The following is a 16160-nucleotide window of genomic DNA, read 5'->3' as shown; positions in this document are numbered from 1 at the left end:
GTGCCCGTCGTGACATTCGGTAGCGGCGAGCGGCACGGTCGGGGCATGCGGAACGGAGGCCGGCGTGACAGCTGACGGGGACAGTCAAGCGGTGGGCGGGGTGCCAGCCCTCCCGGGTGCACCACGGGCGGGCCTGGCCCGCTCGGTGGCCCCTCAGGGCCGCGGGGCGCCGGAGCGGCTGGGCTACCGGGGCCCCAGCGCCTGCGCCGCCGCCGGCATCACCTACCGCCAGCTCGACTACTGGGCCCGCACCGGGCTGGTGCAGCCCAGCATCCGCCCCGCCGGCGGCTCCGGGAGCCAGCGGCTGTACGGCTTCCACGACGTGCTCGTCCTCAAGATCGTCAAGCGGCTGCTGGACACCGGCGTCTCGCTGCAGAGCATCAGGACGGCCGTGCGGGCGCTGCGCTCCGCCGAGCTGGCGGAGCTGTCGGGCATGACGCTGATGAGCGACGGCGCCGCCGTCTACCGCTGCGCCTCCCCCGAGGAGCTGGCCGAGCTGCTGCGCGGCGGCCGCGGCCTGTTCGGCATCGCGGTGGGGGCGGTGTGGGCCGACGTCGAGGCCGCCCTGGCCCACCTGCCCGCCGAGCGGGTCGACACCGGCGAGCCCGTGCCCGCCGAGCACCCCGCCGACGAGCTCGCCCTCCGGCGCCAGCGCGCCGACCGGGGCTGCTGACACCGGGCGTTCACGCCCGGTGTCAGACCCGTGCGGCACCATCGGAGGCGTGAGGGGTGAGCCCACCATCCTGCATCTCGACATGGACGCCTTCTACGCATCGGTGGAGCAGGCGGCCAAGCCGAGCCTGCGGGGAAAGCCCGTCATCGTCGGGGGCCTCGGCCCGCGCGGCGTGGTCGCCACCGCCTCGTACGAGGCGCGCCGCTTCGGGGTGCACTCCGCGATGCCCACGGCCCAGGCCAGGCGGCTGTGCCCGCACGCGGCGTACCTCACCCCCCGCTTCGCGGTCTACCGCGAGATCAGCGACGCGGTCATGGCCCTGCTGGCGGAGCTGTCGCCGCTGGTGGAGCCGCTCAGCCTCGACGAGGCGTTCGTCGACCTGGCGGCCGTTCCCGCGGCCCGCACGGCGGACGAGGCGTACCGGACGGGCCAGGGGCTGCGGGCGCGCATCCGCGAGCTGACCGGGCTGTCCGGCTCCGTCGGCCTGGCGGGCTCCAAGATGCTCGCCAAGATCGCCTCCGAGCAGGCCAAGCCGGACGGCCTGGTGCTGATCGAGCCGGGCACCGAGCGCGAGCTGCTGGCGCCGATGCCCGTCAGGACGCTGCCGGGCGTCGGGCCGGCCACCGACGCGACGCTGCGCCGCGCCGGCATCGGCACCGTCGGCGACGTGGTCCGGGCCGGGGAGGGCGAGCTGCTGCGCCTCCTCGGCCGGGCACACGGCACCTCGCTCTTCGCGATGGCGAACGGCGTCGACGAACGCCCGGTGGTGGCGGAGCGGGACGCGAAGTCCGTCTCGGTCGAGGACACCTTCGAGGTGGACCTGAGGGACCGGGACCGGGTGCGGTTCGAGGTGGACCGGCTCGCCACCCGCTGCGCGGAGCGGCTGCGGGCCGCCGGCCGGTCGGGCCGCACCGTCGTCCTCAAGGTGCGGCGGCACGACTTCACCACGCTCACCCGCTCCGAGACGCTGCGCGGGCCGACCGACGACACCGGCGTGATCCGGGAGGCGGCCCGGCGCCTGCTGGAGCTCGTCGACACCACGACCGGGGTGCGGCTGCTCGGCGTCGGCGTCAGCGGCCTGGCCGACTTCACCCAGGAGGACCTCTTCGCCCAGGCGGGCGCCTCAGAGCAGGAGGAGCGGCAGCGAAGACCCGTGCCGGCGGCGCCGGGCGAGCCAGGGGACGGGCAGGGGCCGGAGCGGGGCGGCGAGCCCCTCCCCGGCGGCCGTGCCACCGGCCGGGGCTGGCCGCCGGGCGTGGACGTCTCCCACGAGCGGTACGGCGCGGGCTGGGTGCAGGGCAGCGGCGCGGGCCGGGTGACGGTCCGGTTCGAACGCCCCGGATCGCCGCCCGGCCGCGTCCGCACCTTCGCCGTGGACGACCCGCTGTTGCGCCGTTCCACCCCGCCGCCGCTGCTGGCACCCCGGGCGGATCCGCCGGATCCACCGGCTGCTCAGGCCTCCTCAGGACCGCCGCGCCGCACGTCCAGCGCCTAGACGAGTAAGTCCGAACCTCGCCTGAGCCGCGGTGCGTGTGCATCGCCACGATCGTTCCGTTTACAGAACGTTCTGTTTGTGGAACGCTGGTCGCGTCACGACAATGCATCACCGGCGCGGTAGGGGCGGAAAGCTATGGAACTGGCCCAGGAGGTGGGCGAGCGGCTGCGCCGTCTGCGCCAGGACGGCGGCCTGTCGCTGTCGGAACTGGCCCGCCGCTCCGGCGTCGGCAAGGGCACGCTCTCGGAACTGGAGACCGGCCAGCGCAATCCGACCCTGGAGACGCTGTACGCGCTGACCACGGCCCTCGAGGCGCCGCTGAGCACGGTCGTCGGCCCCGCCCCGGTGCAGGGCGCGGCGGTGCACGCGGTGCTGATGGACCGAGTGCAGGACGCGGCTGCGGTGTCGGAGGTGTATCGCATCCGCATTCAGAGCGGCGCGGTGCAGCGTTCGGCCGCTCATGTGCCGGGCACGGAGGAGCACTTGCTGGTCTTCAGCGGCACGGCGCGGGTTGGTCCCGCCTCCGCCCCGCTCGAGGTGGGCCCGGGCGGCCACGCCCGGTGGGCGGCGGATGTACCGCATCAGTACGAGGCGGTGGGGAGGGATGTGGAGGGGGTGTTGGTGGTGCGCTACCCGGTGGAATGAGATGCCTACGCCGCACCGCCCTGCGCCGGGCCACGACCACCGCCGATCGGCCGTGGGATCCACCGCTGCGGCAGGAGGCCGACAGTATCCAGTCCGTAGACCCCGGGTCTGATTGCCGGTCTGACAAGGGCAGGAACAGCCAGGCCTGCCGGTGCCACTGGGTGGCGATTTCATGCAAAGCCAGCTACGTCATTGAGAGACAGGATGATCCCAGTACATGCCTATACGTATAGCGCGCCCAGACGAACTACCTGCCCTCGTCCAGTACTCCGACCAGCCCGAGCGCAACGCCGGGACGGCCGCCTACCTCACCGACCTCCTTGCCAAGAAGTGCACCCGGCCGGAGTGGTGCCTGGTCGCGGAGGACGAGGCCGGTCGGCTCACCGCGGCCACCGCGCTATGGACCCTCCCCGGGAACGACGTCCCGATGGCCCTGGTGCTCCTTGAGACACCGTGGGACGAACCCGGCCTGGCCACCGGCCAGGCGCTGCTGGCCGAGGCCGTCGCCCTGGCCGACTCGCTCGGCGCCACGGAGCTGGAGCACGTCACCGACTCGCCGACGCAGCCGCCGCAGTACCAGGCGGAGCCGGAACGGCGCGCCGAGCTTCTCGGTCTGGCGGGCTTCGAGCGGGCCCGTGACGGTCGCCGCTTCCGCCGCCGCTCCGGGGTAGAACTCACTTCGCATGATGACCGATTGACCTGGCATTCCCTGCCCAGTCTGGGCCGTGAGCCGTTCATCGCTCTCCTCGCCGAGGCGCTGCCGACCAGCGCCGACGCCCAACTCGCCGCCAAGGTCGCCCGGCATGGCGCCCGGCGTGCCGCGGAGGGCCTCTTCGCGGACATGGAGGAGTTCTCGTACGAGCCCTCGTGGTGGGAACTCGGCTACGCTCCGGACGGCACGCCGGCTGCCATCAGCCTCCCCGCCCGAAACCCCTCGACCGCGGTGATCGGCCTGGTGGCTGTGCCTCCCGCCTGCCGCGGCAACGGCTACGCGACGGCGGTAGTGGCCCGCGGCACGCGGCTGCTGGTCGAAGCGGGCGCCGAGGAGATCCGCGGCGACTGCGACGCGGCCAACACCGCCATGATCATGGCTTTCGAACGGGCAGGCTACGAGAACTTCGCCGACCGCCAGGAGTTCACCCGCCGGTTGTGAGCGGGGGCCGCTCCCGCGCCGTAACGAATGCTGAGCGGCCCCTCCCCACCCCGGTTGGTAAGGCTAGGCAGTTTCGTTTGGATCAGTCGGTCGTTGGCAGGCTGCGTGGGTCTCGACGGGCTTGATGCGCTCCAAATGCGCGGACCACTCCACCCCGCCGCCTTCGGGCCGGACGAACGCGGTCTCCGAGACCACCCTGTCGGTCTTCTTCAGCCTCTCGGTGACCACCGCGATCAGGTGCCCCCGGAGACCGGTCTCGGTGTCCACCACGAGCGTCCCCTTGGGCCATGGCAGCTTGGCGTGCATGGGCGTGGTGGGGCTGCTCATGTTCTCGGCCCCTCCCGCGTGGCCAGGGCGATGAGGGCGCGAGCGGTCTCCTGGTTGACCCGGCCGAGTTCGATCAGTGCCTCGCCGGTGAGGTGGGCGAAGCTGGGCAGGTCCACGTTCAGGGAGGGGAGGACTATGCCGTGGGCGGCCAGGGCCGCCTTGAGTTGCTGGACGATCTCCTGGGCCTCGTCGCGGACCGGTTCGACGGGCGTGAGCGGCATAAGGGGGTGCTCCCGTCACGGTGGAGGGTTTCTGGTCCCGCCATCGTCGGGATAACCATGCTCACGCGGGAGTTGACCTGGCTTGACTACCATGGAGGCCCCTGGTCAACCCCACCGAGGTTCACCGTGAGCGACGACTCCGCCGATCTGGCCCGCCGGGCGCTGCGCGACAGCGGCTACTCGATGAAGGCCGCCGCGAGCGCGACCAACTACGACCTCGCGTACATATCCCGCGTGTTGAACAGGAAGCAGGCCCCCTCGCCCAGGCTGGCGAGGGCGCTGGACGACCTGGTGGGGGCCGGTGGCGCGCTGGCCGATACCGTGCTGAACCCGGACGACGCCTCCCGCGTAGCCCGTAGCGCCAAGAGGCCGTCCCGTCTGGACGCGGGCACCGTGGACGCTCTGGCGGGCGTGCTCTCCGCGTACCGGCGCCTGGACGACACGGCCAAGCCTCAGTCGGTGCTCCCGGCGACCCTCACCCAGATAAGGGAGGTCACCCGCATGCTCAAGGGTGCCCGGGGGCCGCACCGTGACCGGCTGGCGGAGGTCGGCTCGGAGTTCATCCAGTTCGGCGGGTGGATGCTGGCCCAGGTGCGCCAGGATGCCAAGGCCGTGAAGCTACTGAACGACGCGCTGGACCTGGCAGACGAGATCGGCAACGGCACCCTCGCCGCGCAGGCGCTGAACTTCAAGGGATACCTGGCGCGGCAGCAGGGACGGCACCAGGCCGTAGCCCGTTGGTACTACGCCGCCGCCCACACCCCTGGGGCGCATCCCGCTCAGCGCCTCGGTGACATGCTCCAGGCGGCTGCCGGGATGGCGGAGCTGGGGGAGGTCGACCAGGCGCTGCGCGTGGCGGAGGAGACGGAGCGGCTGTCCGACGAGGCTGCCTCCCTGCCGCCGCCGGACACCGCGTACTGGCTTACGCCGGAGTTCAACCGGCTCAACATGGGGCTGTGCACCCTGGCCCTGGGCCGGTACGACGAGGCTGTGGACCACCTCACTGGCGGGCTGGCCGGGCTGCCGGAGGAGCTGCGGGACGCCCCGTGGACGTGGGAGCACCGGGAGGCGCTGCGTAAGGCCGTGGAGGCGAGATAGGGGGACCCCCGGGCCTTGGACAACATGGAGAGGCGGCCGGGGGTCGGTATGGGGGGTCTACTCACTCCGGTGCTTCTTGTCGTACTCATCGCGGTAGCGCTCGTACTGTTCGTACCTGGCCAGTTCCTCCTTCTTGGCCTCCTCCTTCTTGGCCTCCTTCTTCTTCCTGACCATGGGCTCGGTGATCCCGACGTACGCGGCGGCGAGTACGAGAGTCATCACGACATCGACCACGACGCCCAGCGTGGGGGTCATCAGCCAGATCACGAACAGTCCTACACCCAGCCACATCTGCTGCGCTCTGGTCATGTCGGGCTCCTTTGGTTGCGGGTGGGGGTCAGGGCCGGTCGAAGAACAGTTCGGTCATGTGCGCTTCGGCTTCCCTTTGCAGGTCCCCGACCTCGTTCACCACCTCGTTCTCCTGCGTTGGCGTCAGGTCGTCGCATTCGGGCAGTTGGGGGCCAAGCTTCTTCTCTATCTCCACCCCGTACCGTGGCCCCACGGCCTGCGCCTCACCGAACGTGTCCGCCTCGATGATGTCCGTGTAGAAGTCTTCGGCCACGCTGGCGCAAGCCTCCGCTTCGCTCTCACCACCGCCACCGCCACAACTTGTGACTGTCACGGCACCCCCGATGGCCAGGGCTGCGACTGCCCCAGCAGCCAGTCGTGCGTAAGGCATCGCTTCTCCCTTCCCCGGGAACGGGACGGGATGGTCGCCCTGCTCCGGTCCTCCTCACTCGCTCAGCACGCGGAACATCTGGTGGGCCCAGCCGGTGACGGTGGCCTGATACCGGCCTCGGTGAAAGGAGTGGTCGGTCAGGGTCGTCACTCACTCCGACAGCTTGCCGACTCGCCTAGTCGCCCGGAGTGCGACATCGACACCTTGGGTCTCGACCTCCGACCACGACCACTCGTCGTCCGGAGGACAGTCTCGCCACTCTCTGTGACACGATCCTCGGTGCCGTAGCCGTTCTCCCTCAGGATCTCGTCACTCTCCTCGGCCGAGGGCAGGCTCCCTCGCGCCCCCAGCCACGGCACTGCGGCCGGTTGAGTGGGGAGCTGAGACATCGACGGAGATCTCCCAGCTTGCGGCTGGCCCGTCCCTCTTGTGCAGCTTCAGGTCGAAGTAGGCCATCCGGATGTTCTCGGGTATTGTGATCATCTTCTTCGTGGCTCTCTTCCAGCCTCGCACCATGGAGCTCGGAGCAGGCTCGAATGGCTTAGGCGCCTCCCTGGACACATGCAGGACACAAGACACCCGAAAATGGCGGAAGGCGACCGCAGTCAGCGAAAGCTATTTGCCCAGGTCAGGCGACTCGTCGGGGCTCTGCCACTGGTCACGCCCAGGGCTCAGCCCGTAGTGGTGGTACAGCTGCAGCTCCTGCTCGGGCGACAGGTGCCGTCCCACCCCGAAGTCCGGGGCCTGCCGGATCAGCGACCGGTCGAACGGCACCCGCAGGGCGTCGTCCACGATCTCGCTCGGCTCGAGGGGCACGAACGCGTCCCGGCTGAACAGCCCGGTGCGCACCGCGGCCCACTCGGGCGCGCCCGTGGCGTCGTCCAGGTAGACCTCGTCCACCGTGCCGATCTTGGTGCCAGTGCGGTCGAACGCCTTGCGCCCGATCAGGTTGCGCGGGTCGATGTCGGTTTGCACGGTTCCTCCAAGTCATCCCCACGTGGCCAGTGACACGCCTTCCGTCCGGTGCCCCTCGTGTCGCGCCTCGGTGCCATCATTCTCCTATTACCCTACGAAAGGCACAATCTGCCCAGCGTTCCGATGTCGCCCTGCGGCCGAAACGCCGGCGAAAAGCCGCGCTGGTACGCTCGGAACCGGTTGACAAACTCGCGCGGGAGAGTTCTGCGGTCGCCCAGGCCGCGGGCGCCGAAGGAGCAACTCCTCCCCGGAATCTCTCAGGCCTCCGAACCGCGCGAGCCAGACCACTCTGGAAAGCAGGGCGGGACCCGCGCCCCGGACGCGGCATCCTCCCTCACCGACGGTGCAAGCCGTGGTCCGGACGCGGCCGCGGCGAAGCTCTCAGGTCACGCAACAGAGGGGGAGGCCGCCCGGGGCACCCCTGCCCCGGCGCCCCGAGGTCACCCGTGACCGGGAGGAGCCCCCAGCAGATGATGGCCCAGCGCATCCCACTGACAGCCCTGGAACGCGGAACCCCCTTCGCCGACCGGCACATCGGACCCGACGCCGCGGCGCAGGCCAAGATGCTCGCCCAGGTCGGCTACGGATCCCTGGACGAACTCTCCGCCGCGGCCGTGCCCGCCGCGATCCGCGCCACGCGGCCGCTCAGCCTGCCGCCGCCGCTGAACGAGGCCGACACGCTCGCCGAGCTGCGCGCGCTGGCCGCCCGCAACACCGTCGTCCAGCCCATGATCGGCCTGGGCTACCACGGCACCGTCACCCCGCCCGTCATCCGCCGCGGCGTCCTGGAGAACCCCGCCTGGTACACGGCGTACACCCCCTACCAGCCGGAGATCTCCCAGGGCCGGCTGGAGGCGTTGCTCAACTTCCAGACCGTCGTGGCCGACCTGACCGGCCTGCCCACCGCCGGCGCCTCCCTGCTGGACGAGGCCACCGCCGCCGCCGAGGCCATGGCCCTGGCCCGCCGGGTGGCGACCGCCAAGGACGGTGTCTTCCTCGTCGACGCCGACTGCCTGCCGCAGACCATCGCCGTCATCCGGACCCGCGCCGAGCCCCTCGGCATCGACGTCGTGGTGGCCGGCCTCGGCGAGGGCATCCCCGACGCCGTGGCCGAGCGCGGCGTCTTCGGCATGCTGCTGCAGTACCCGGGGGCCGGCGGCGCCGTCCGCGACCCGCGCGCGGTCATCGAGCGGGCGCACGACCTGGGCGCCGTCGCCATCCTCGCCGCCGACCTGCTCGCCCTCACCCTCCTCGCCTCCCCCGGCGACCTCGGCGCCGACGTCGCGGTCGGCTCCAGCCAGCGCTTCGGCGTCCCCCTCGGCTTCGGCGGGCCGCACGCCGGGTACATGGCGGTGCGCGGGGCGTACGCCCGCAGCCTGCCCGGCCGGCTCGTCGGCGTCTCCCGCGACGCGGCGGGGGAGCGGGCGTACCGGCTGGCGCTGCAGACCCGCGAGCAGCACATCCGGCGCGAGCGAGCCACCAGCAACATCTGCACCGCCCAGGTGCTGCTCGCCGTCATGGCGTCGATGTACGCCGTCTACCACGGCCCCGAGGGCCTGGCCGCGATCGCGCGCCGCGCCCACCGGTACGCCGCCGTGCTCGCCGCCGGGCTGGAGGCGGGCGGCGCCGAGGTGGCGCACGGCGCCTTCTTCGACACCGTCACCGCCCGGGTGCCCGGCCGGGCCGCCGCCGTGGTCGCCGCGGCCCGCGAGGCCGGGGTGAACCTGCGGCCGACCGACGCCGACCACGTCGGCATCGCCTGCGACGAGACCACCACCCGCGCCCATCTCGCCGCGGTCTGGGCGGCGTTCGCCAGGGCCGGGGCCGCCCCCGGCCTGTTCCCGGGCGCCGGCGACATCGACGCGCTCGACGCCCGCACCCCCGACGCGCTGCCCGCTGAGCTGCTGCGCCGCGACGAGTACCTCACCCACCCGGTCTTCCACCGGAACCGCTCGGAGGCGGCGATGACGCGCTACCTCCGCCGCCTCTCCGACCGCGACTACGCCCTGGACCGGGGCATGATCCCGCTCGGCTCGTGCACCATGAAGCTCAACGCCGCCGCCGAGATGGAGGCGATCACCTGGCCCGGGTTCGCGGAGCTGCACCCCTTCGCCCCCCTCGACCAGGCCGAGGGCTACCTCGCCCTCATCCGCGAGCTGGAGGAACGCCTCGCCGAGATCACCGGCTACGACGCGGTGAGCCTCCAGCCCAACGCCGGCTCCCAGGGCGAGCTCGCCGGGCTGCTCGCGGTGCGCGCCTACCACCGCGACCGGGGCCAGGCGCGGCGCACCGTCTGCCTCATCCCCTCCTCCGCCCACGGCACCAACGCCGCCAGCGCCGCCATGGCCGGAATGCGCGTCGTGGTCGTCGCCACCGGGGAGAACGGCGACATCGACGCCGGCGACCTGCGCGAGAAGATCGCCCGCCACCGCGACGAGCTCGCCGTGCTCATGGTCACCTACCCCTCCACCCACGGCGTCTTCGAGCAGGGCATCGCCGAGGTCTGCGCCGCCGTCCACGACGCCGGCGGGCAGGTCTACGTGGACGGCGCCAACCTCAACGCCCTCGTCGGGCTGGCACGCCCCGGCCGCTTCGGCGCGGACGTCTCCCACCTGAACCTGCACAAGACGTTCTGCATCCCGCACGGCGGCGGCGGGCCGGGCGTCGGCCCGGTGGCGGTACGCGCCCACCTCGCCCGCTACCTGCCCGGCCACCCGCTGCAGCCCGCCGCCGGACCGGAGGGCGGCGGCATCGGGCCGGTCTCGGCGGCGCCCTGGGGCTCGGCCGGCATCCTGCCCATCTCGTGGGCGTACCTCAGGCTCATGGGCGCCGACGGGCTGCGCAGGGCCACCCAGCTCGCGGTGCTGAGCGCCAACTACGTCGCCAGGCGCCTGGAGCCGCACTACCCGGTGCTCTTCACCGGGCCGAAGGGGCTCGTCGCCCACGAGTGCGTCATCGACATCCGCCCGCTGACGAAGGCGACCGGCGTGACCATCGACGACGTCGCCAAGCGGCTGATCGACTACGGGTTCCACGCGCCGACCATGTCGTTCCCGGTCGCCGGGACGCTGATGATCGAGCCGACCGAGAGCGAGGATCTAGCCGAACTCGACCGATTCTGTGAGGCGATGATCGCCATCCGCGCCGAGATCGACCGGGTCGCGTCGGGGGAGTGGCCGCGGGAGGACAACCCGCTGGCGAACGCCCCGCACACCGCCGAGCAGCTCAGCGGGGAGTGGACGCACCCCTACACCCGGCAGGAGGCGGTCTACCCCGGCGGCGTGACGCGGCAGGACAAGTACTGGCCGCCGGTGCGGCGCATTGACGGCGCCTACGGCGACCGCAACCTGGTCTGCTCCTGCCCGCCGGTGCCGGACCACGAGGCGTGAGGCGCGGCGGCCCACGCCGGGCGGGGTGGGGCGGGGGCGTTCGCCGAGACCCCGGGGCCGGTCCCGCGCCGTTGCGCGACCGGCCCCGGGGCCGCTCGCGGCCCGCGTCCGCCCGTCAGGCGGGCGCCAGCCGTGTGGTCAGCAGCGCCACCAGCTCGTCGGTGCCGATCGCGGTGTCCGCGGCGATGCCGGGAGGCGCGGGCGCCAGCGGAACCAGCAGGTCATCGGGCCCGGGGCTGCCCGCCGCGGGGTCGGCCGCGGCGTCGGCGTGCAGCCAGAGCGTCAGCATGTACCGCTCGGGCAGCGACAGCAGCCGCGGCTGGTAGGTCGCGGACAGGGACTCGGCGCGGCGTACCGCGCGCTCGGAGGAGGAGACGTAGGGGCCTTCGAGGAAGTGGGAGAACGTCCAGCCGTCCGCGGTGAGCATGGTCTCCGCGGCGCCGACGGCCTTGCCGCCGCGCTCCAGCAGGAAGCGCCAGCCGGTCAGCCGGGCGTGGAGGGAGTCGTCGGGTGAGGACACCGGCGACAGCCGGTGAACCGGCAGCGGCAGCGCCGGGGCGAGTGCCGTGCGATTCTCGTGCAGCGGATGCGGCGAATGCGCGGTCGCCGGATGGAGCGCCGCGCGGACGCTGCGCTCGGCGGCAGCGGGCGCCGGATGGATTCTCAGGGGCATGATGGGTCGCCTCTCGCTCAGGAGTAGGTCGCCTCTTCGGTGGGAGACACAGCGTCGCGGAGCATATACGAGCCTTGTTGGCCCTATGTTTCCAATAGCTGACCCGCCAGGTTTCGGCAAGCACAAATCGAGCCGCCCGTCAGGCCGCGGGATCGGATCGATGGCGCGCGGATTGCCGCCGGGTGGCCCCCGATCGGCCCGCGGACTCAGAATTATTCCGATGGAATATGCCGTGAGGGCGGGCGGCGAAGCCCGGCGCGTGTTACCGGCGCCGTGACGTGGGCATGCTTGGGGACACCGCGCGACGGGGCGGTACACGACGCTGGAGGTGTGCCATGGGGGCGAAGGTCGCCGCCGACCGGTTCGATCTGGCTGCCCGGCAGCTCTTCCGCGCCCGGCTGCGGGAGTGTCTGGAGGGGCTGCGGCGCCTCCTGGCGGACGGCCGCTTCGACCGCCCCCGCGATCTCGTCGGCCTGGAGATCGAACTGAACCTGGCCGATTCCCGTGGCGTTCCCCGAATGGTCAACGACGCGGTCCTCGCGCGAATGGCCACCCGGGATTTCCAGACCGAGCTGGGAAAATTCACGCTGGAACTCAATGTCGCCCCCAGACGCCTGGTCGCGAGAGTCTTCGACGATCTGGCCGAAGAGCTGCGCATCGCCTTCGGATACGCCGACCGAATGGCCGGGGAATTCGACGCGCAGGTCGTGATGGTCGGCGTTCTCCCGACCATCACCGAGGAGCAGATGGTCCCCGACAGCTTCTCCCAGGCGGCCCGGTACGCGCTGCTGAACGACCAGATCATGGCCGCGCGCGGCGAGCGGATCTCCCTGGACCTGGCCGGCGCCGAGACCCTTACCCGCTCCTTCGACTCCATCGCCCCGGAGTCCGCCTGCACCTCCGTCCAGCTCCACCTCCAGACCACCCCCGAGCGCTTCGCCGCGACCTGGAACGCCGCCCAGGCGGCGGCCGCCGCGCAGGTCGCCGTCGGCGCCAACGCCCCCTTCGTCTTCGGCCGCGAGCTGTGGCACGAGTCGCGGCCGCCGTTCTTCCTCCAGGCCACCGACAGCCGCCCGCCCGAGATGGCCGCCCAGGGCGTACGCCCCCGCACCTGGTTCGGCGAACGCTGGATCACCGGGCCCACCTGCCTGTTCGAGGAGAACCTGCGCTACTTCCCGGCGCTGCTGCCCGTGTGCCAGGAGGAGGACCCGCTCGCCGTCATCGAGGCGGGCGGCGTGCCGAGCCTGGCCGAGCTCGCCCTGCACAACGGCACCGTCTACCGCTGGAACCGCCCGGTCTACGCCGTCGTCGACGGCGTCCCCCACCTGCGGGTGGAGAACCGCGTGCTCTCCAGCGGGCCCACCGTCACCGACACCGTGGCCAACGCCGCCTTCTACTACGGCCTGGTGAGGGCGCTCACCGACCAGCCGGACCCGGTATGGCGGCGCCTGCCGTTCGCCGCCGCCGAGGGCAACTTCCTCGCCGCCTGCCGCCACGGCATCGACGCCGAGCTGAGCTGGCCCGACGCCGAGGGCCCCCGGCGGCTGCCGGCCGTCCGCCTGATCCGCGAGCACCTGCTGCCGCTGGCCGCCCAGGGCCTCGATGCCTGCGGCGTCGCCGCCACCGACCGCGACCACTACCTGTCGGTCATCGAGGAGAGATGCCGCCGCGGCGTCACCGGGGCGGCCTGGCAGACTCTGGTCTATCACCGTGAGGTGGCGGGCGGCGCGGACCGCGCCACGGCGCTCCGGCGGCTCGTCGAGCGGTACGGTGCGCTGTCGCGCACGGACGCCCCCGTGCACAGCTGGCCGGTCGCCGGGCCCTAGGGTCTCCGCCGCCGCCCGCGCGCTCGCCCGTGTCCGCACGTGACCGCCCCACGGTGTGCCCAGGCGTCGGCACGTCGAACGGAGACACAGTGCGGCTGAAGCCGGACCAGGACCATGGGCAGGACCAGGGCCATGGGCAGGGCCAGGGCGGCCAGGCGGCCGACGCCGCGCAGCACCCGGCGCCCACGCACCGCGTGCTGCGCCGCGAGCTGCTGCTGGTGCTGGCCCTGTCCCTGGGCGCCAGCGCCGTGGCCGCGCTGATCCGCTTCGCCGGCGTCATCACCCGCCCCGGCGGCCTCGCCGACCAGGCGGCCAACCTCAACACCTCCAGCGCGCCCGGCCGGCCCTGGCTCGATCTGGCCTGGCAGCTCTTCGGCATCGCCACCGCGCTCGTGCCCGTCGCGCTCGTCGCCCACCTGCTGACGCGCGAACCGGCCGCCGGCGGGTCCGCTCCCGGACTGGGCCTGATCGGCTTCGACGTGCGCCGCCCACGCTTCGACCTTGCCTGGGGCGCGGTCGTCGCCGCGGGCATCGGCGGCACCGGGCTGCTGCTCTACCTCGGCGCCCACGCCGCCGGGGCCAGCCTCACGGTCGTGCCGGAGTCGCTGCCCGACGTGTGGTGGAAGATCCCGGTGCTGATCGCCTCCGCCGTGCAGAACGCCGTGCTGGAGGAGGTGATCGTCGTCGGCTACCTGCTGCGCAGGCTCGGCCAGCTCGGCTGGGGCCCGGGCGCGGCGCTGATGGCCAGCTCGGTGCTGCGCGGCACCTACCACCTCTACCAGGGACTCGGCGGCTTCGCCGGGAACCTGGCGATGGGTGTGATCTTCGTCTGGCTCTACCGGCGCTGGGGCCGGGTCATGCCGCTGGTCGTGGCGCACGCGCTCATCGACATCGTGGCGTTCGTCGGCTACGCCCTGCTGGCCGGCCGCGTCGACTGGCTGCCCACCGCCTGAGTCCGGGCCCGGGCCCACAGCCGGTCCTCAGCCCGGCCCTTCGCCCGCCTCCAGCGGCAGCGCCTCGATCCGGCCGTCGCCGCAGACCGCTCCCAGCTCCCACTCGGCCGAGGTGGCGCCGTACTCGTCCGGCGGGATCACCCGCAGCGACGCCGGTTCGGGCCCGCAGCCCGTGGCGGGGTCCGCGTCGCTGGGCACGACGGTCCAGTGCAGCTGCGTGTGCACGCTGCCGCCCGGCTCGACGGTCAGCGGCCGCGCGCCGGCGGAGTCGTCGCGCACGGTGGTGGTGGGGATCTCCTCGCCGTCGGCCGTCACGAGCTGCAGGCCGGGCCAGCCCTGGGTGCGGCAGGCGGTGTCCGAGGTGTTGGTGAGCACCAGCGCGGCGTACCGGTTGCCCGCCCCGGGGCTCAGCGGCGTCAGGGACGCGGACAGCGACTCGGCCGCGCACCAGGGCGCGCCGTCGTCCGCGTCCTGGTCCTGGTCCTGGTCCTGGCTCGGGTTGTGCCCGGACGGCTGTTCCTGGTCGGCGCCGCCCGAGGCGTCCTGCGGCGACCCGTCGGACGGCTCGGCGGGGGAGCCGGGCGGCGACGGCTCGGCGGACGCTTCGGCGCCGGGCCGGTCGCCGGTCCCGGCGCGGTTGTCGGTAGAGGAGTCCTCGTCGGGGGAGGCGCAGCCGGCGGCGGTGAGCGCGGTGAGCGCGGAGAGCACGACGATCGCGGCGGCGCGTGCGGGGTGATACGCCATGGGGTCCTCCGGAGGGAGTCTGGCTGGACGGAGGAGATTCGGATGAGAGCGGGGGAGGGGGAGAAGGTGAGGGAAGGGATGACGGCCATGCGGCCCGCCGTTTCGACGGAGCCGCTGCCTGGCAGGTTCCCCCTCCGCCGCGCCGCACGCCCGCGGCCGGCGGTGGCCGCCCGGCCGTGTAGCCGGGCCACGGAATGACCGGGCCGACTGCGTAGCATTCCTGATGTGTTGAGCCTCGACCGCCTTCGCGTCCTGCATGCCGTCCACAGCCACGGCTCGGTGACCGGCGCCGCCCTCGCGCTGCACGTGACCACCTCGGCGGTCTCCCAGCAACTCGCCAAGCTGGAGCGGGAGACCGGCCAGCGGCTGCTGATGAAGAACGGCCGCGGTGTGCGGCTGACGGACGCCGGGCGGCTGCTGGCCGAGCACGCCGAACGCATCCTCTGCGAGGTCGAGCGCGCCCGCGCCGACCTGGAGGCCCACCGCGGCCAGGCCGTGGGCGAGCTGCCGCTGGGCGCGTTCGCCTCCGCGGCGCGCGGCCTGCTGCCGCGCGCCCTGGCGGCGTTGCACGCCGAGCACCCGCGGCTGCGCGTCCCGATGCGCGAGGCCGAGCCCGACGACGCCGTGGCGGCGCTGGTGCGCGGCGACATCGACCTGGCCGTCGTCCTCGACTGGTACAACCGGCCGCTCGCCCTCCCCGGCGGGCTGGCGAAGGCGCCGCTCTTCGACGACGTCGCCGACATCGCGATGCCCGCCGGCCACCCGCTGGCCGGGCGGGACGAGGTGGACCTGGAGGACTTCGCCGGCGACCCATGGGTGTCCTGGCCGCCCGGCGCGATCTGCCACGACTGGCTGATGCTGACGCTTCGGGGCAAGGGCATCGAGCCGCGGGTCGTCCACACCGCCGCCGAGCACCACACGCAGCTCGCCCTCATCGCGGCGGGGCTGGGCGTGGCGGTGGCGCCCCGCCTGGGCCGGGATCCGGTGCCGGCGGGCGTGGCGGTCGTGCCCGTGCGGCGCGCGATCATCCGTCACGTGTACGCCCTGTGGCGGGCCGACGCCGGCCGCAGGCCCGCCGTCCGCGCCGCGGTCGCCGCCCTCCGTGCGGCCGCCCCTGCCCGCGCCGGCGTAACGGCCCGACGCCCGACGGCCTGACGCCTGACGGCGCAACCGAGTCAGGCAATGGCCGCGCCCCGCCGCTCAGGCGTGCCCGCGGCCCGCGCCGCGGCTGAGCCGCGCACCGGTGCCCCGGGCGTACGGGGGGGCATGACCGTCGAGTGCGCCTTGTAGGCGGCCCGTAGACTCGCGG

The 16160-nt window shown here is 73.1% G+C and carries 16 protein-coding genes and 2 riboswitches; of the genes, 9 read left to right on the top strand and 7 right to left on the bottom strand.

The genetic code is table 11. The features are described from left to right. Nucleotides 1–91 precede the first annotated feature (91 nt). The 4 genes from ACTWQH_RS08635 to ACTWQH_RS08620 all read left to right on the top strand — a co-directional run bounded on the left by ACTWQH_RS08635 (nt 92) and on the right by ACTWQH_RS08620 (nt 3966). Complete coding sequence (locus ACTWQH_RS08635; protein ID WP_443285786.1) at nt 92–673, top strand: MerR family transcriptional regulator; 582 nt, start codon at nt 92–94, stop codon at nt 671–673. A 49-nt stretch (nt 674–722) separates the two neighbouring features. After that, nucleotides 723–2168, top strand: coding sequence for a DNA polymerase IV (locus tag ACTWQH_RS08630; protein ID WP_443285785.1), 1446 nt, complete (start codon nt 723–725; stop codon nt 2166–2168). Nucleotides 2169–2303: 135 nt separating this feature from the next. Then, nucleotides 2304–2813 carry a helix-turn-helix domain-containing protein gene (locus tag ACTWQH_RS08625; protein WP_443285784.1) on the top strand — a complete coding sequence of 170 codons (510 nt, stop codon included), beginning with the start codon at nt 2304–2306 and terminating at the stop codon, nt 2811–2813. A 217-nt stretch (nt 2814–3030) separates the two neighbouring features. Beyond that, nucleotides 3031–3966: a GNAT family N-acetyltransferase gene (locus ACTWQH_RS08620; protein ID WP_443285783.1), complete on the top strand. Its 936-nt coding sequence runs from the start codon at nt 3031–3033 to the stop codon at nt 3964–3966. 63 nt (nt 3967–4029) lie between these two features. On the opposite strand, the gene ACTWQH_RS08615 is transcribed toward ACTWQH_RS08620, so the two are convergent. Together ACTWQH_RS08615 and ACTWQH_RS08610 are read right to left on the bottom strand one after the other, a co-directional pair. Continuing rightward, a complete protein-coding gene (locus ACTWQH_RS08615; RefSeq protein WP_443285782.1) occupies nt 4030–4293 on the bottom strand; it encodes a hypothetical protein in 264 nt (87 codons plus the stop codon). Beyond that, a complete protein-coding gene (locus ACTWQH_RS08610) occupies nt 4290–4514 on the bottom strand; it encodes a hypothetical protein (RefSeq protein WP_443285781.1) in 225 nt (74 codons plus the stop codon). Before ACTWQH_RS08610 ends, ACTWQH_RS08615 begins: the two co-directional genes overlap by 4 nt. Before the next feature lie 126 nt (nt 4515–4640). Here ACTWQH_RS08610 and ACTWQH_RS08605 point away from each other — a divergent pair, with 126 nt between their 5' ends. After that, nucleotides 4641–5612, top strand: coding sequence for a helix-turn-helix domain-containing protein (locus ACTWQH_RS08605; RefSeq protein WP_443285780.1), 972 nt, complete (start codon nt 4641–4643; stop codon nt 5610–5612). A 57-nt stretch (nt 5613–5669) separates the two neighbouring features. Here ACTWQH_RS08605 and ACTWQH_RS08600 read toward each other — a convergent pair whose 3' ends face one another. The 3 genes from ACTWQH_RS08600 to ACTWQH_RS08590 all read right to left on the bottom strand — a co-directional run bounded on the left by ACTWQH_RS08600 (nt 5670) and on the right by ACTWQH_RS08590 (nt 7266). Next, entirely contained in the window at nt 5670–5921 is a 252-nt protein-coding gene (locus tag ACTWQH_RS08600) for a hypothetical protein (protein ID WP_443285779.1), read from the bottom strand. A 28-nt stretch (nt 5922–5949) separates the two neighbouring features. Further along, nucleotides 5950–6174, bottom strand: coding sequence for a hypothetical protein (locus ACTWQH_RS08595; RefSeq protein ID WP_443285778.1), 225 nt, complete (start codon nt 6172–6174; stop codon nt 5950–5952). A 732-nt stretch (nt 6175–6906) separates the two neighbouring features. Further along, nucleotides 6907–7266 (bottom strand): PRC-barrel domain-containing protein, encoded by a 360-nt coding sequence (locus ACTWQH_RS08590; RefSeq protein WP_443285777.1) that lies wholly within the window; start codon nt 7264–7266, stop codon nt 6907–6909. Between the two features lie 184 nt (nt 7267–7450). Continuing rightward, a riboswitch (glycine riboswitch) is annotated at nt 7451–7549 on the top strand. Further along, a riboswitch (glycine riboswitch) is annotated at nt 7550–7673 on the top strand. Nucleotides 7674–7736: 63 nt separating this feature from the next. Between ACTWQH_RS08590 and gcvP the strand changes: the two genes are divergently transcribed. Continuing rightward, nucleotides 7737–10655 carry an aminomethyl-transferring glycine dehydrogenase gene (gene gcvP / locus ACTWQH_RS08585; protein WP_443285843.1) on the top strand — a complete coding sequence of 973 codons (2919 nt, stop codon included), beginning with the start codon at nt 7737–7739 and terminating at the stop codon, nt 10653–10655. 115 nt (nt 10656–10770) lie between these two features. Here the strand turns inward: gcvP and ACTWQH_RS08580 are convergent, their stop codons facing one another. Beyond that, nucleotides 10771–11328: a hypothetical protein gene (locus ACTWQH_RS08580; protein ID WP_443285776.1), complete on the bottom strand. Its 558-nt coding sequence runs from the start codon at nt 11326–11328 to the stop codon at nt 10771–10773. A gap of 335 nt (nt 11329–11663) precedes the next feature. On the opposite strand from ACTWQH_RS08580, the gene ACTWQH_RS08575 reads away from it, so the two are divergent. Together ACTWQH_RS08575 and ACTWQH_RS08570 are read left to right on the top strand one after the other, a co-directional pair. Further along, entirely contained in the window at nt 11664–13154 is a 1491-nt protein-coding gene (locus tag ACTWQH_RS08575; protein ID WP_443285775.1) for a glutamate--cysteine ligase, read from the top strand. Nucleotides 13155–13348: 194 nt separating this feature from the next. Next, nucleotides 13349–14107, top strand: coding sequence for a CPBP family intramembrane glutamic endopeptidase (locus tag ACTWQH_RS08570; protein ID WP_443285842.1), 759 nt, complete (start codon nt 13349–13351; stop codon nt 14105–14107). A gap of 27 nt (nt 14108–14134) precedes the next feature. On the opposite strand, the gene ACTWQH_RS08565 is transcribed toward ACTWQH_RS08570, so the two are convergent. Next, complete coding sequence (locus tag ACTWQH_RS08565; protein ID WP_443285774.1) at nt 14135–14851, bottom strand: DUF4232 domain-containing protein; 717 nt, start codon at nt 14849–14851, stop codon at nt 14135–14137. 225 nt (nt 14852–15076) lie between these two features. On the opposite strand from ACTWQH_RS08565, the gene ACTWQH_RS08560 reads away from it, so the two are divergent. Beyond that, on the top strand, nt 15077–16006 hold the full coding sequence (locus ACTWQH_RS08560) for a LysR family transcriptional regulator (RefSeq protein ID WP_443285773.1): 930 nt from the start codon (nt 15077–15079) through the stop codon (nt 16004–16006). Nucleotides 16007–16160 lie beyond the last annotated feature (154 nt).

This window comes from Streptomyces sp. 6N223, from assembly GCF_052246635.1.
Classification (GTDB): domain Bacteria; phylum Actinomycetota; class Actinomycetes; order Streptomycetales; family Streptomycetaceae; genus Streptomyces.
Note: the sequence above shows the minus strand (reverse complement) of the source record. Positions and strands in the feature narration are given on the sequence as shown.